The following is a 13,931-nucleotide window of genomic DNA, read 5'->3' as shown; positions in this document are numbered from 1 at the left end:
GGCCTGATGGCCGTGCGCTCCGAGAGGTACCCGTCGATGCTGACTCCCCAGGACGAACTCCTAGTCCACCAGCTCCCCACCACCTTCGACCATGTCCTGCAGAGCGATCTGCGCTGGACCGAACGCGTCGTGCTCTACGGCTTCGACACCACCGGGTCGGTGAGCGTGATGACCGGCATGGCGCGCTACCCCAACCGGAATGTGATGGACGCGTACGCCATGATCACCATCGACGGGAAGGTGGCGCATGTGGTGCGCATGTCCCGGGAGATCGGCGGGAGGTACGACGGACTCGGCAGCTGGGAGGTCGGGCCCTACAAGTACGAGATCATCGAACCGCTGCGCAAGGTCCGCGCCACCCTCGACGACAATGAGCACGGCATCCGCCTGCAACTCGACTTCGAAGGCGAATTCCCCGCCTACGAACAGGAACCCGCGTTCTTCCGCACCCGCGGGCGCGTGCGCGAGGATGCCCGCCGGTACTACCAGAACGGCCGCGTCTCCGGCTGGATCGAGGTCGAGGGCAAGCGCATCGATATCGACCCGGACACCTGGTGGTTCGGGCGCGACCACTCCTGGGGCACCCGGCACGGCGGAGGTGGAGGCAGCCTTTCGGAGGGAGATGGCCTGCAGCCCAATGAGATTCCCGAGGGCGTGCTCTACTACATGGGCATCTTCGAATTCGACGACGAGCTGGTGCATTTCGCGCAGCGCGAGACCGCCGACGGGCAGCGCTGGCACTTCGAGGGCACCGTCATCCCGCCCATCGACTCGGGCGCGCAACCAATTCCGATCGTCTCCGCCGATCACGACCTGCAATTCCGGGACGACTTCCGGATCGTCAAGGGCGGGACGTTCACCGTGCAGGGCGCGGATGGCAAGTCGCGCGAGTTCACCATCACCCCGGTGTCCGACTTCTGGCCCGGCATCGCAGGTTACGACAACTATCGGGGCTACGCGTCGGGCCTGTGGAAGGGCGAATCGTGGAGCGACGGCTTCACCGCCGATCTCACCGACACCCAGGATCTGCGCCAGGCCAGCATGCTGAGCGAAACCTTCTGCCGCATAGAGCATGCGGGCAAGGTCGGGTACGGACTGGTCGAGATGGTGTTCCTGGGCCGCAATGCGCGGTACGGCTACGAGGGATTCTGAGCGTGAGCGCCACACGACTGCCCGCCGAGCAGCTGGGCGAGGCGCTGGAACCGGTGCTCCGCCAGCGCCTTCCGGGCTCCGGCACGGCGCGGGTGCGCGACTTCGCCCGCACCACACGCGGATTCGCCACCGAGACCTACCTGTTCGAGGTCGAGGATGAGTACGGCACCCTGCCGCTGGTCTTCCGGCGGCCACCGGAGATGTCACTGTTCCCCGACTACGACCTGCTGCGCCAGGTGCTGGTCATGCAGCGGCTGGCCGAGACCCCCATTCCGGTACCCACCGTGGCCTGGCTGGACCGCGACGATTCCACGCTCGGGACACCGTATTTCGTCATGAATCGACTGACCGGCGAAGCCCCCGGCGATTACCCGTCCTATCATGTGGCGGGCAATTACTTCGAGGCCAACCCGGAACAGCGGGCGCGCATGTGGTGGGGCTGCGTCGACACCATTGCCGCCATTCACGAATTGGACTGGCGGGCGCTGCGACTGGATTTCCTCGCCATGCCCCAGCACGGCGCCGGAATCATCGCGCAGGCGGTGAACTATCTGGACGCGGCCTTGACCTGGGCGTGCGATGGCGATCAACCTGCAACGTATCGGCGGGCGATCACCTACCTACGGGACAATGCCTACGAACCGGACCGCGTCTCGCTGTGCTGGGGCGACGCCCGCATGTCGAACATCCTGTACGACGGCGACTTCCGGGTGAGCGGCGTGCTCGATTGGGAGATCGCCCACCTGGGCGACGGCGAGGCCGACCTGGCGTGGCTGCTTTTCCTGGACTGGGCCAGCAGTGAGTTCGAAGGCCACGAACCGCTGCCGGGCACACCGTCCCGGGCGGAAACCATCGAGTACTACGAGAAACTCACGGGCCGCCCCGTCCGTAATCTCCGCTACCACGAGATATTCGCTGCCGCGCTGCTCTCGGTGCCACTCCTGCGCATGGCCAACCGGGTTCAGCTCCCGCCGGAAATGAACATCACCGGCTTCTGCACCACCCGAATCGAACAACTGCTCGAGTGAAATAACCGAGATGCGAACCTTCCCGCGTATGGATATGCTGTCGCGGCATTATTCAGTAATACGTGGGGGGTTCTTCGAATGATTCGTCTCGGCATCTGGCTCATGGTCCTCGGCTTCGGCTCACTGCTGCTCGAGAAGGCCAACATGCATTTCGTCATCCTGTCCTGGGCCGACGATATGCAGCCGGTGTTCGGCATCGGGCTCGGGCTGGTCGGCGTGGTCGTCACGATGGTCGCGGTCGGCCTGAAGGCGGGCGAGAAGTCCGGCGCGTAACGCGGCGGCGCATAAAGCGGACGCGACTCCGGCCCCTGGCGAAATGCCAGGGGCCGGAGTGCTTTTCGGCTGCTTACGGGGTGTCGACCAGCTCGGCCTCCACGGCCGGGGCCTCCTCGCCGGTGGCGGCGTGCGCGCCCTTCATCAGGAAGAAGGCGACCACCGAGGCGATCAGCACCGCGGCCCCGCTCGCCCAGAAGGTGGTCTGCATGGCCGAGGTGAAGGCCTCCCGTGCCGCGTTCGCCAGGGCGTCATTGCCGCTGGCGATGGCCGAGGTGACGTTCTCGCGGATGGCCTCGGGGGCGTCCTCCGGCATGCCGTTCTTGTAGGTGCTCGCCAGGATCGCGCCCAGCACGGCCACACCCAGCGCGCCACCGGTCTGCTGAATGGTGTCGTTCAGCGCCGAACCGACACCGGCCTGCTCCGGCGGGACCGCACCCATGAGCGCACCGATCGCCGCCGGCATGGCCAGACCCGCACCGGCACCGACCAGAGCCATGGCCACGGCGGGCAGCCAGAACGGGGAATCCACCTGCATGACGGCCAGCACCGCGGATCCGGCGGCCAGGATGAGCAGGCCGACCACGGCGACCGAACGGACGCCCAGCTTCTGAGTAAGGCCCGCGCCGACCATATTGAACACCAAGGCGGACAAGGCCATCGGGGTGAAGGCCACCGCGGTCTTGATCGGCGAGTAGTCCAGCACGAACTGCAGGTACTGGGTGAGCACCAGCATCAGACCGGCATTGGCGAAGGTGACCAGCACCAGGGAGAAGCTGGAGGCGGTGAACACCTTGTTGCGGAACAGGTGCATGGGAACCATCGGGTGTTCGGCGGTCAGCTCACGAGCAATGAAAGCGGCGACGCCTGCAATGGCCACGACCAGACCCGGCCAGGTGCCGGAGATACCGGCATGCGGGAATTCGATGATGGTCCAGACGGCGGCAGTGGTGCCCACGATGGACAGCACCATGCCCAGCAGATCCGGCTTGGTCCACGGGCCCTTGGATTCCGGCATGAGTGCCATGGCGGCCAGGATGGCGACGATCGCGATCGGCACGTTCAGCAGGAACACCGAACCCCACCAGAAGTGGTTGAGCATGACGCCGCCGACGATCGGGCCGCCGACCATACCGATCATGGCCACCGCGCTCCACGAGGCGATCGCCTTCGGACGCTCCTGCTCATCGAACACGGTGATCAGGATGGACAGCGTGGACGGCATGATCAGCGCGCCGCCGATGCCCATGACCACGCGACCCGCGATCAGCATTTCCGGATTGCTCGCATAGGCCGCGAGTAGTGAGGCCGCGCCGAAGAGCGCCAGGCCCACGATCATCACCAGCCTGCGGCCGAACCGGTCCGAGAGACTGCCCGAGGTGAGCAGCAGACCGGCGAACACCAGGATGTAGGCGTCGATCACCCACTGGATGTCCTGCGAGGTGGCGTTCAGCTCGGTGGAGATCTGCGGGATCGCCACATTCAGGACCATATTGTCGATGACCAGGACCAGCGAGCTCAGGCAGAGCACGATCAGGATCCACCAGCGCTTCGGATTGCGCTCGGCCACTGGTGAATCCACCGCCGCGGTGTTGTCGGTCTTACTCATTTCAATCCCCTTCGGAAGATCTCTCCGCACACTGTGCGGTGTTGTCGAACACTGTACGGTCAGACGTACACTGTTCGCAAGAGGGAACGGTGTACCGGACTTCGAACGGTGTTCAACCAGCAGTTATGCTCTTCACCAGGCGACGAGAGGACTGGCTATGGCAGCCGAAAAGCAGGAAATCCAATCGGTGTGGACCCGACCCGAGCGCCGACGCCGCGACCAACCGGCACTGAGCCGGGAACAGATCGTGGCCGAGGCCCTCGCGCTACTGGACTCCGAGGGCATCGAAGCGCTGAGCATGCGCAAACTGGGTGCGCGGCTGGGCGCAGGAGCGACCTCGCTCTACACGCACGTCGCCAATAAGGACGAGATCATGGAACTCGTCACCGATGCCGTCTTCTCCGAAATCCCGCCGCCCGCCGCGACACCCGGCGAATGGCGGCCCGCCATGCGCGCCATCGCCCATGACCTGCGTGCCATGATCCTGCGGCACCCATGGCTGTCCTCCGCGCTCGGCGACATCGGCCTGCTCTATCTCGGCCCCGGCGTCATGCAACTCAACGAGAGCATTCTCGAACTCCTGGAGGAAGCCGGACTGGACGAAGACGACGCCGGCACGGCGATAACCGTCCTCTTCGCCTTCGTCATCGGCCTCGCCATCACCGAGGCCGCCTCCCAGCAGACCATCCGGCGCAGCGGAATGAGCGAGCCCGACTGGTACCAGAAGTTCTGGCCCGCAGCCGAACTCGCGGCACGCCCCTACCCCCGCATGCACAAGCGGTACGCGGATATCGGGCCCGTCATCTCCGGGCGAGACCTGGACGTGGAGAAGATTCGTCGCGAATCCTTCGATACCCAGCTGAACTGCATCCTCGACGGCATAGACCCGGAGCTCCGAAAGGGTCGATGAATCAGGCCGTACTGAATCAGGCTGCGGCGCTGGCCATCCGGCGGCGGTGCAGCGGCGTCTCCGCGACCGCCGAGACGCCCAGCAGCACCGCCAAGGCAATCAACACCACCGCCACGGGAACATGGGCGGCCAGCGGCAATGCCACGAATGCCACTGCGGCCGTGACCAATCGGATCAGTACGACACCCTCGCGAATTCCGGTGAAGGCGGCGCGAATCAGCGCCACCGAGACCAGGTAGACCGCGACCCCGCCGACAATGCAGGCGGCGGTGGTGGCGTTCAGGTGTGAGCCGCCGCCCGCCACCGCGATGCCCATCGACGCACCGGCCAGTGCCAAGCCCAATTGCAGTGGGAGATGGCCGAAGACGTAGATGTGCATGAGCTTTCCGGTGTGGGCGAGTTCGGCATGGGCGCCATGTCGCGTGCTGCTCGCATTGAAGTACGACCACCACAGACCGGCAGTCAGGGCGAAGGCGGCGGCGGCCGTCACTGCGGCCCAGCCCGCCGTGCGCGCCCCGGCCAGGCCATTGGTGAAACCGAGCACCACCTCGCCCAGCACGATGATGGTGAAGAGCCCGAACCGTTCCCGCAGATGCTCGGTCTCGTGTTCGACGCGCGCCAGGCGGCTTCCGGCGATGAGCGGGAGCGCGAGTTCCATGAGCATGGCGACGGCCCACGCGCCGTAGCGGAGCGGACCGGACTCGAAAGCCAGTCCGCCCAGCCAGAAGACGGCGCTCGCCGCGGAACCGATCAGGTACGCGCGGAATACCGGTTTCAACTCCCGCTCACGGCGAGAATCCCAGGCGTACAAGGCCGCTACGCCCGCACGAGCCACCAGGTAGGAGAGCACGAACCCGGCATCCGAGCTGTCGCCGTGCCCGACCACGCCCGCGAAGACCGCCATGCCCACCACGCCCGCCAGACCGGCCGTGGTGAGCAATCGATGCGCGACGCTGTCGCGATCGGCCCGATTCGCATGCACCGCATACAAAACCCACGCCCACCACAGCGGAATGAACAGTCCCGCCGCCGCGGCCACCGAACCCGCATCCGGATGCGCACCGACCCGGTGCGTGATCTGCCCGATTCCCGCGACGAAAACCAGATCCCCGAACAGTTCGAACCAGGTGGCCCGCCGAGGCGGAACGATGTCTACCGGTGCCTGAGGGTCGAGCATGCCCCAAAACTAGCGCCCGGTGGCGAGATTCGCGCCGCCGGTGGCGTCCAGGACGAGGCCGGTGATGAAGCCGTTGTTGGCCAGCATGTGGATGGCCTTGGCGATGTCCTCCGGGTGGCCGACGCGGCCCACCGGGGTGGTGGCGGCGAGGCCGTCGAACAGGCTCTGGCGCTGGGCTTCCGGGACGCGGTCCCACCAGGGGGTGTCGATGACGCCCGGCGACACCGCATTGATGCGCAGGGGTGCCAGTTCGACCGCGAGGGGCGGGACCATGGATTCCAGTGCGCCATTGATGGCGGCCAGGCCCGCGGTGCCCGCGAAGGCGGCGCGGGCGGAGGCGGCGGTCACCAGGGTGACCGAGCCGTGCGAATCCAGGTGCGGGAGTGCGGCTTTGAGGATGCGGACCTGGGGCCAGAACTTGCCGGTGAAGCCTTCGGCCAGATGGTCGAGGTCGAGTTCGGCGAAGGGGCCGCTGCCTGCCGAGCCGCTGACGGAGATGACCAGGTGGTCGATGGTGCCGGACTGGGCGAAGAAGGCGTCGATGTCGGCCTGGGAGCCGGCATCCAGCTGGTAGCCGGTGGTCTTGCCGCCGATGCGGAGCACGGCCGCGTCGAGCTTGTCGCGGGTGCGGCCGGTGATGATGACCTCGTGCCCGTCGGCGGCGAAGGCGGCGGCGGTGGCCTCGCCGATGCCGGAGCTGCCACCCATGACGACTACGCGCTGTGTTGTGGTCATTGTCGGAACCTTTCGGTGTGTGTTCCGGATATTCTTTTCGGAACTTACAGTCTCGATAACGCGCTTGCCGAGACTTTTAGTCTCGACAAAGCAGTGAGTTGAGTCACAGGAGGATCGGCATGGAATCCACGGGGCCACAAGGCAATCCGGATCGCCCGCACACCGGGCGACGCCGCAATGAGGCCACCCACCAAGCTATCCTCGATGCCGCATTGCGACTACTCGGCGAGTCCGGCGGCGCGAATATCACCATCGACGCCATAGCCCGCGCGGCGGGCGTCGGAAAGCAGACCGTCTATCGGTGGTGGCCGTCCAAGGGCGCGGTGCTGCTGGAGGCGCTCACCGAACGGTCACTGCGCGAGGTGCCCATGCCGGACTCCGGATCGCTGCGGGACGATCTGCTGGCGGTCGTCGAGTCCACATTCCTCAGTACACAACGCAATCCGACCGGACCCGCATTACGAAGCCTGGTGCGTGAGGCGGCGCGCGATCCACACCTCGCGGAACTGCTGCGGACATTCACGGCACAGCGCCGCACCGCCGTGCGGGAGCTGCTCGCCCGCGGCCTGAAACGCGGCGACCTGCCCGCCGGTGCCGACCTGGACCTCATGGTGGACCAGTTCTACGGGGTGTTCTGGTACCGCTTCCTGCTCGGGCACGCGCCGCTCGACAAGCAATCGGCCGAGCGGCTCACCGACTCGATTCTGCGGGCGGAGTGAGGTTTTCGACGTAGACGGTGACGTGGCGAATGGTCCCGGACAGGCCGGGTAGCTCACGCGGCTTGGACCAGGTCTTGAACCCGTCGTAGCTGTCGCTGTAGAAGTATTTGCCGTCCGTGTAGGCGTCGAAGAATATGCGCCAGCCGCCGTTCGACAGGCGGGTGAGGGATTGCCCCTCGCGGGGTGCACCCCAACCGGCCCAATCATCCTTGGACACAAAGGCATACGGTCCCGCCGGGGAATCGGCGACCGCCAGTTCGACCAGCTTGGTGGACTCGTTCTTGGTGAAGGCGAAATAGCGGCCGCCGAGCCGGGCCACGGTCGTGTCGATATAGCCGTAGGAGACGTCGTCGCCCGGATCGGGTGCCAGGCCCACCATCGGTTCCGGGTCGGTCCACGAGTTCAGCGACGCATCGGTCGCCGTCATCAGGTGCGGGGTGAAGCGGTATCCATCGGATAGCGAAACCAGCACGTGCACACGGCCATTGGCGTCGACCAGCCACTCCGGGGCCCACGCCGAGGTGATCCCGGGCTTGGTGAACTCGTAGTCGTACAGATGCGTCCAGTCGAGCCGGTCCGCACTGCGGGCGAATCCGATGGTGTGGCCGTCCCACGCCGTCGTATACGTCAGGTAGTAGGCCCCGTCGGTGTGCCGGAAGACGCAGGGATCGCGCAGCAAACCGCTCGGCGGCGAGTAGGCCCGGGCCTTCAGGAGCTCGAAGGTCATGGCGTCCGGCGATTCGTAGACGTAGAGGTCGGTCTCGCTGTCATTGGTGAAGGCGGTCATGGTGTAGCGCGGGGACGGCGTCGTCACCGGGACCGCGGGCGAGCGCAGGGAGATCAGCGGGAGACTTGCCCCGGCCGCCAGCAGCGATCTTCGACTCAGCTCCACTCGTCACCTCCGCGTCAACGGGACTCTGAGTGTCATCATGACGCGCGAATCACCGGCAACTTGGTCGCGACACGACGGAGCCCGCATCGCTGTTCGCGATGCGGGCTCCGGAGCGAGTCCTACCGTCAGCCGTTGAGCCCGGCCGAGCGGACGCCTTCCTCGATGCGCTTGCCGATCTCCGAGTCGACGCTCTTCCAGTATTCGAAGACCCGGCTCAGCACCGGCTCCTGCACGCCGCCGAGAATGTGGCCGACCACATTGCCCACCAGGCGATCCCGGGCGGCGTCGTCGTAGACCTCGCGGACGAGGGTGCCCGCCTGGCCGAAGTCGCCGTCCTCGGAGTGCGTGATGTAGCCCGCGCGCACGATGGTCGGGTCGAAGTTCCAGATGCCGTCGTCCCCGGCCTTGTTCTCATCCGCGTGCGGGCCGCCGTACGAATTCGGCGCGTACACAGGCACACTCGCGTCGTTGTAGCTGTAGCGCATCGGCCCCTCCTTGGAGTAGGAGTTCACCTCGGCAGCCTTGGCCTGGTTCGGCGGCAGCTGCGCGTAGTTGGTGCCGATGCGGTAGCGGTGCGCGTCCGCGTAGGCGAAGACGCGGCCGAGCAGCATCTTGTCCGGCGAGAAGCCGATGCCCGGAACCACATTCGAGGGTTCGAAGGCGGCCTGCTCGATCTCGACGAAGTAGTTGCCCGGATTGCGGTTGAGCGTCCACTTGCCGACCTCGATCAGCGGGTAGTCCTTCTGGGACCACACCTTGGTCAGGTCGAACGGGTTGAAGCGGTAACCCTCGGCCTCGGCGACCGGCATGACCTGGACCTTCAGCGTCCAGCTCGGGAAGTCGCCGCGCTCGATGGACTCGTACAGGTCGCGGCGGTGCGCGTCGCCGTCCTTACCGGCCAGCTCGTCGGCCTCGGCCTGGGTCAGGGACTGAACGCCCTGATCGGTCTTGAAGTGGTACTTCACCCAGAAGCGCTCACCCGCGGCATTGACCCACTGATAGGTGTGCGAGCCGTAGCCGTTCATGTGGCGGTAGGTCTTCGGAATGCCGCGGTCACCCATCAGCCAGGTCACCTGGTGCGCGGTCTCCGGGCGCAGGGTCCAGAAGTCCCACTGCATGTTCGCATCGCGAAGTCCGCTGCCGGGCAGGCGCTTCTGCGAACGGATGAAGTCCGGGAACTTGATCGGATCCTTGATGAAGAAGACCGGGGTGTTATTGCCGACCAGGTCGTAATTGCCGTCGGGGGTGTAGAACTTCACCGCGAAACCGCGCGGATCGCGCCAGGTGTCGGGGCTGCCCTGCTCACCGGCCACGGTCGAGAAACGCACCAGCGATTCGGTGCGCGCACCCGGCTGGAACAGCTTGGCCTTGGTGAAGCGGCTGACGTCGCCGGTCACCACCAGTTCGCCGAACGCGCCCGCGCCCTTGGCGTGCACGATGCGCTCCGGCACCCGCTCGCGGTTGAACTGGGCCAGCTTCTCGATCAAGTAATGGTCGTGCAGCAGAATCGGGCCCTGCGTGCCCGCGGTGAGCGACTCATTGTCGCTCTGAACCGGAGCGCCGGAGTTGGTGGTTGTCGGCTTGGTCATGCGAAGCGTCCTTATGGGAGTGAGCAATTTCCCGGGGATCGACGGCCCGGGCTTCAGGATGTGACGCAGTTGGGGCAGCGGCCCCAGAACACGACTTCGGCTTCATCGATCACGAAACCGTGGGACTGATCGGGTTCCAGACAGGGGGCCGCGCCCACGGCACAGTCGACGTCGACCACCGTGCCGCAGTTCCTGCACACCAGATGGTGATGGTTGTCGCCGGTGCGGGATTCATAGAGCGCCGGGGAGCCCGCGGGCTCGATCCGGCGCAGCAATCCGGCGCCCACGCACGCCTTGAGAACGTCATAGACGGCTTGGGTGGAGACCGATCCGAGCGTCTCCCGCACCTTCGCAGCCACCCCGTCGGCATCGGAATGCGGGGCGTCGGCCACCGCATCCAATACCGCGACTCGGGGGGCTGTGATTCGCAGGCCGACGGCCCGCAATCGTTCCCGAGTGTCGTATCCGGAGTGCATGACTAGAGCCTGCCTCCGTTTCTGGAATAAGTCAAGAAAAGGATATTTAGGCAGGTCAGGAGCACCACCCGGACATTGCGGCGCACCACCGTCGCCAGCTTCGGGTCCATGGCCGCGGCGTGCAGGAATCCGCGGGCGGCACTGCCCAACCGGCCGTCCCGCATGCGGCTCAGCGCGAGATTGTGCGCGGCTACCGCATTATCGGGATCCAGGCGGAGGGCGTCGCGAAATGACTTGGCGGCCTTGCCCGTCGTCAAGAGTCCCCGCTTGGATCGGTCCAGCAGAATCGAGCCGCGCACCTGATGCAGGTCCGCGTCGCCGGGATCGAGTTCGATGGCGCGATCTATGGAAGCCAGGGCCGCACCTGGGTCAGCACTCCGCGCGCTTCCGCGCTCCGGCCGACATCGAGCAGCGCACGCGCCCGTTCGACCTGCTAATTCACCGGAACTTCTTGCCGCGCATGTATTTAGCGAGCTCGTCATAGCTGCCGTCGGCATTGCCGAACTCGACGATATTGCGCGCCGCCTCGAACCACGGACCGGCGCTCGGCTTGATCTGGTCCAGCGCGGCCCCGATATCCGGCATGGTGATCGGGCGGACTATGCCGGTGCTGATCGAATCCGCCATGGCCAGCTGTGTCGCCGAATTGCAGACATGCGCCAGGTCCGCGCCCGAGAAGCCTTGGGTGCGTTCGGCTATCGCGCCCAGCTCGATGCCTGCGACCGGGCGGTCCCGCAGGTGATGGCGCAGAATGGCGCGCCGGGCATCGAGGTCGGGCAGGGCCACCAGGATCATGCGGTCGAAGCGGCCCGGGCGGCGCAGGGCCACGTCGATATCCCACGGGTGGTTGGTCGCGCCGAGGACGTAGACGCCGTCATTGCGCGCCGACATCGAATCCATTTCCGCCAGTAGCTGATTCACCACGCCGCGCATGGCCGCGGAGTTCCGGAGCTGACTGCGCTTATGCCCGAGCGCGTCGATCTCGTCGAAGAACAGCACGCACGGGGCATTGCGGCGGGCGGTCTCGAAGATCTCGTGCAGATTCCGTTCGCTGGCCCCGATCCAGATATCGAGGACGTCATTGATCTGCACCGGAACGAAACCCGCACCGAGTTCACCCGCGACCGCGGCGGCTATGAAGGTCTTGCCGCACCCCGGCGGGCCATAGAGCAGCAGACCGCCGCGGGCGCTGGTCCCGTATGCCTTGGCCAGTTCCGGATTGCGCAGCGGTCCGAGCAGGGACAAGCCGAGCTGGCGTTTCACCTCATCCATGCCGCCCACATCGGCCAGGGTGACGCCGGGGCGTTCGACCTCGGCCGCGACCGGCCCCGGCGGGCCGTCATCGACGAAGGCGGGCGCGATTATGTCCGAGACCTGACTCTCGGCGGCCTCCCAGTCATAGTGGCTCACGCTCGACGACGCCGTCGGAAGCTCGGCGATCGCATCGGTGCAACGCTTCAGCAATCGATGCGCCTCGGCATTGACCGGATCCGCACCCAAAACCTTCGCGCAATGCTCGAGAGCCTCAGGCCATCGACCCTGCCCCGCCAACAGCTCGGCCACACGCATACGCACCGGAAGCACGTCGGGAGCCCGACGCAATACCTCCAGCAATTCCGCCAATACCGGATCGTCAGCCATCGAGCCCCTGCCTGTGTCGCTCGATCAATTGCCCTAGATCGTAGCGCCGCGAGGCGATTCAGTTACTTATCGGCAAATGAACAATAATTGCGGCTGGGCACGGAAAGCCGGATGCGGGAAATCCGACGGCACACTCATTGTCGCCGGACAGGGAGTCCATCTCATTCGGACGACGACACATCCCGCGGTTTCGGTTGCGCACATCACAACCGGCTCTGCGGAATAGATGTGGGGGGACGCCGGTTGAGAACCTTTGCCGGCGTCGGAACAGCCCCGGGCCGCACCCTTTGTCGCTACGAGCGACCACTCGCCGAGAGGCGCTTGTTGGGCGTCGGCTCTCACTTCGCAGCTTGCGCTGCGGGCAGATGCCGCCAGGACCCCCCGCTTGGCGGCATTTTGCTGTGTCCGGCAGCTTGCCGCGCGAACATCGGCCGGATTGGCCATGATTGGCGCATGACCAGCGGCAATGCGCTACAACGACGGCTCGGGCTGACCGATTCGGTGGTGATCGGGCTTGGGTCCATGGTAGGGGCGGGGATCTTCGCGGCGCTCGCACCGGCGGCTGCGGCGGCAGGGTCGTGGCTGTTGCTCGCGCTTGGGGTGGCGGCGGTGGTCGCCTACTGCAATGCGACTTCGTCGGCGCGGTTGGCTGCGCTGTATCCGGTGTCAGGGGGGACCTATGTGTATGGGCGGGAACGACTCGGGCCGTTCTGGGGGTATCTCGCGGGGTGGGGGTTTGCGGCCGGGAAGACGGCATCCTGTGCGGCAATGGCTTTGACGGTGGGGAACTATGCGTGGCCGGAGCATGCGCGTGTGGTGGCGGTGGGAACGGTTCTCGTGATCACCGCGATCAACTATGCGGGAGTTCAGAAGTCGGCTTTGGCCACACGGATCATTGTGGCGGCGGTGCTGATTGTGCTCGGTGTGGTCGCGGTCGCCTGTTTCGCCGGAACGCACGATGCCGCAACGGTTCTTCCGGATCGGATCGGGGTGCGCGGGGTGCTGGAGGCGGCGGGACTGTTGTTCTTCGCCTTCGCGGGATACGCGCGGATCGCCACGCTCGGTGAGGAGGTGCGCGAGCCGCGGCGGACCATTCCGCGAGCGGTCGCGCTGGCCTTGGGGATCACGCTGGTGATCTATGCGGTGGTCGCCGTCGCGGTGCTCATGGTGCTCGGTTCCGGCGGGCTGGCGGGGGCGGCCGATCCGCTGGCTCGGGCCGTAACTCTCGCGGGCGCACCGGGACTCGCGCCGGTGGTTCGGGTCGGCGCGGTGCTGGCGGCCGCGGGATCACTGCTGGCATTGCTGCTCGGGGTTTCCCGGACCACGCTGGCGATGGCCCGCGATCGGCATCTTCCGGGTGTGCTGGCGGCGGTGCATCCGCGGTTCGAGGTGCCGCATCGGGCCGAGCTGGCGGTGGGGGTGATCGTCGCGGTGGTGGCGGCGAGTTTCGATATTCGGGCGGCCATCGGATTCTCGTCGTTCGCGGTGCTGATCTATTACCTGATCGCCAATATCGCGGCGGGGACGTTGACCGCGGCGGAAAACCGTCCGGCACGGGCGATTCCGATTATCGGCGCGTCCGGGTGTGTTGTGGTCGGCGTGTCGCTACCGGCGATTTCGGTGATCTCGGGCGTGGCGGTTGTCGGCCTCGGCGCGCTCACCTATGGCGTTCGGCAATTCGCCACGCGGTGAACAGTAATTCGATGCTGGCCGGACCGGTTCGACCGCTA

General features: G+C 66.1%; 14 protein-coding genes. 6 read left to right on the top strand and 8 right to left on the bottom strand.

Annotated elements, in window-relative coordinates; translation table 11 throughout:
• Window positions 1-36 precede the first annotated feature (36 nt).
• The 3 genes from AB0N05_RS28385 (at window position 37) to AB0N05_RS28375 (ending at window position 2,453) form a co-directional block, all read left to right on the top strand.
• Entirely contained in the window at window positions 37-1,152 is a 1,116-nt protein-coding gene (locus tag AB0N05_RS28385) for a hypothetical protein (protein WP_364699319.1), read from the top strand.
• Window positions 1,153-1,154: 2 nt separating this feature from the next.
• On the top strand, window positions 1,155-2,180 hold the full coding sequence (locus tag AB0N05_RS28380) for a phosphotransferase family protein (RefSeq protein ID WP_364699316.1): 1,026 nt from the start codon (window positions 1,155-1,157) through the stop codon (window positions 2,178-2,180).
• A 78-nt stretch (window positions 2,181-2,258) separates the two neighbouring features.
• Window positions 2,259-2,453 (top strand): hypothetical protein, encoded by a 195-nt coding sequence (locus AB0N05_RS28375; RefSeq protein ID WP_364699314.1) that lies wholly within the window; start codon window positions 2,259-2,261, stop codon window positions 2,451-2,453.
• 73 nt (window positions 2,454-2,526) lie between these two features.
• On the opposite strand, the gene AB0N05_RS28370 is transcribed toward AB0N05_RS28375, so the two are convergent.
• Window positions 2,527-4,062 (bottom strand): MFS transporter, encoded by a 1,536-nt coding sequence (locus AB0N05_RS28370; protein WP_364699312.1) that lies wholly within the window; start codon window positions 4,060-4,062, stop codon window positions 2,527-2,529.
• A 157-nt stretch (window positions 4,063-4,219) separates the two neighbouring features.
• On the opposite strand from AB0N05_RS28370, the gene AB0N05_RS28365 reads away from it, so the two are divergent.
• On the top strand, window positions 4,220-4,972 hold the full coding sequence (locus AB0N05_RS28365) for a TetR/AcrR family transcriptional regulator C-terminal domain-containing protein (protein ID WP_364699310.1): 753 nt from the start codon (window positions 4,220-4,222) through the stop codon (window positions 4,970-4,972).
• Window positions 4,973-4,988: 16 nt separating this feature from the next.
• Here the strand turns inward: AB0N05_RS28365 and AB0N05_RS28360 are convergent, their stop codons facing one another.
• A complete protein-coding gene (locus AB0N05_RS28360) occupies window positions 4,989-6,149 on the bottom strand; it encodes a low temperature requirement protein A (RefSeq protein ID WP_364699308.1) in 1,161 nt (386 codons plus the stop codon).
• Window positions 6,150-6,158: 9 nt separating this feature from the next.
• Window positions 6,159-6,884: an SDR family oxidoreductase gene (locus tag AB0N05_RS28355; RefSeq protein WP_364699306.1), complete on the bottom strand. Its 726-nt coding sequence runs from the start codon at window positions 6,882-6,884 to the stop codon at window positions 6,159-6,161.
• Window positions 6,885-7,003: 119 nt separating this feature from the next.
• On the opposite strand from AB0N05_RS28355, the gene AB0N05_RS28350 reads away from it, so the two are divergent.
• Window positions 7,004-7,603: a TetR/AcrR family transcriptional regulator gene (locus AB0N05_RS28350; protein WP_364699304.1), complete on the top strand. Its 600-nt coding sequence runs from the start codon at window positions 7,004-7,006 to the stop codon at window positions 7,601-7,603.
• On the opposite strand, the gene AB0N05_RS28345 is transcribed toward AB0N05_RS28350, so the two are convergent.
• The 5 genes from AB0N05_RS28345 to AB0N05_RS28325 all read right to left on the bottom strand — a co-directional run bounded on the left by AB0N05_RS28345 (window position 7,575) and on the right by AB0N05_RS28325 (window position 12,201).
• Window positions 7,575-8,495 (bottom strand): glycoside hydrolase, encoded by a 921-nt coding sequence (locus AB0N05_RS28345; protein WP_364699302.1) that lies wholly within the window; start codon window positions 8,493-8,495, stop codon window positions 7,575-7,577. The two genes, AB0N05_RS28350 and AB0N05_RS28345, sit on opposite strands and share 29 nt — an antisense overlap.
• A gap of 125 nt (window positions 8,496-8,620) precedes the next feature.
• Window positions 8,621-10,084 carry a catalase gene (locus tag AB0N05_RS28340; protein ID WP_364699300.1) on the bottom strand — a complete coding sequence of 488 codons (1,464 nt, stop codon included), beginning with the start codon at window positions 10,082-10,084 and terminating at the stop codon, window positions 8,621-8,623.
• Between the two features lie 53 nt (window positions 10,085-10,137).
• The gene (locus tag AB0N05_RS28335; protein WP_364699298.1) at window positions 10,138-10,560 is read right to left on the bottom strand and encodes a Fur family transcriptional regulator; all 423 of its coding nucleotides are present in this window, start codon (window positions 10,558-10,560) and stop codon (window positions 10,138-10,140) included.
• Window positions 10,561-10,562: 2 nt separating this feature from the next.
• Complete coding sequence (locus AB0N05_RS28330) at window positions 10,563-10,859, bottom strand: hypothetical protein (RefSeq protein ID WP_364699296.1); 297 nt, start codon at window positions 10,857-10,859, stop codon at window positions 10,563-10,565.
• Window positions 10,860-10,998: 139 nt separating this feature from the next.
• Entirely contained in the window at window positions 10,999-12,201 is a 1,203-nt protein-coding gene (locus tag AB0N05_RS28325; RefSeq protein WP_364699294.1) for an AAA family ATPase, read from the bottom strand.
• Between the two features lie 453 nt (window positions 12,202-12,654).
• On the opposite strand from AB0N05_RS28325, the gene AB0N05_RS28320 reads away from it, so the two are divergent.
• Complete coding sequence (locus AB0N05_RS28320; protein ID WP_364699292.1) at window positions 12,655-13,893, top strand: APC family permease; 1,239 nt, start codon at window positions 12,655-12,657, stop codon at window positions 13,891-13,893.
• Window positions 13,894-13,931: the final 38 nt, after the last annotated feature.

It is taken from the genome of Nocardia sp. NPDC051030, from assembly GCF_040683015.1.
GTDB lineage: Bacteria > Actinomycetota > Actinomycetes > Mycobacteriales > Mycobacteriaceae > Nocardia.
The sequence above is the reverse complement of the archived record's forward strand: the minus strand, read 5'-3'. Positions and strand labels throughout refer to the sequence as shown.

Bases quoted from the DNA above. Each gene is read 5' to 3' on its own strand.
- AB0N05_RS28370 (WP_364699312.1), bottom strand. From the start codon at position 4,062: ATGAGTAAGACCGACAACACCGCGGCGGTGGATTCACCAGTGGCCGAG.
- AB0N05_RS28335 (WP_364699298.1), bottom strand. From the start codon at position 10,560: ATGCACTCCGGATACGACACTCGGGAACGATTGCGGGCCGTCGGCCTG.
- AB0N05_RS28325 (WP_364699294.1), bottom strand. From the start codon at position 12,201: ATGGCTGACGATCCGGTATTGGCGGAATTGCTGGAGGTATTGCGTCGG.
- AB0N05_RS28320 (WP_364699292.1), top strand. From the start codon at position 12,655: ATGACCAGCGGCAATGCGCTACAACGACGGCTCGGGCTGACCGATTCG.
- AB0N05_RS28340 (WP_364699300.1), bottom strand. From the start codon at position 10,084: ATGACCAAGCCGACAACCACCAACTCCGGCGCTCCGGTTCAGAGCGAC.
- AB0N05_RS28350 (WP_364699304.1), top strand. From the start codon at position 7,004: ATGGAATCCACGGGGCCACAAGGCAATCCGGATCGCCCGCACACCGGG.
- AB0N05_RS28385 (WP_364699319.1), top strand. From the start codon at position 37: ATGCTGACTCCCCAGGACGAACTCCTAGTCCACCAGCTCCCCACCACC.
- AB0N05_RS28365 (WP_364699310.1), top strand. From the start codon at position 4,220: ATGGCAGCCGAAAAGCAGGAAATCCAATCGGTGTGGACCCGACCCGAG.
- AB0N05_RS28355 (WP_364699306.1), bottom strand. From the start codon at position 6,884: ATGACCACAACACAGCGCGTAGTCGTCATGGGTGGCAGCTCCGGCATC.
- AB0N05_RS28360 (WP_364699308.1), bottom strand. From the start codon at position 6,149: ATGCTCGACCCTCAGGCACCGGTAGACATCGTTCCGCCTCGGCGGGCC.
- AB0N05_RS28375 (WP_364699314.1), top strand. From the start codon at position 2,259: ATGATTCGTCTCGGCATCTGGCTCATGGTCCTCGGCTTCGGCTCACTG.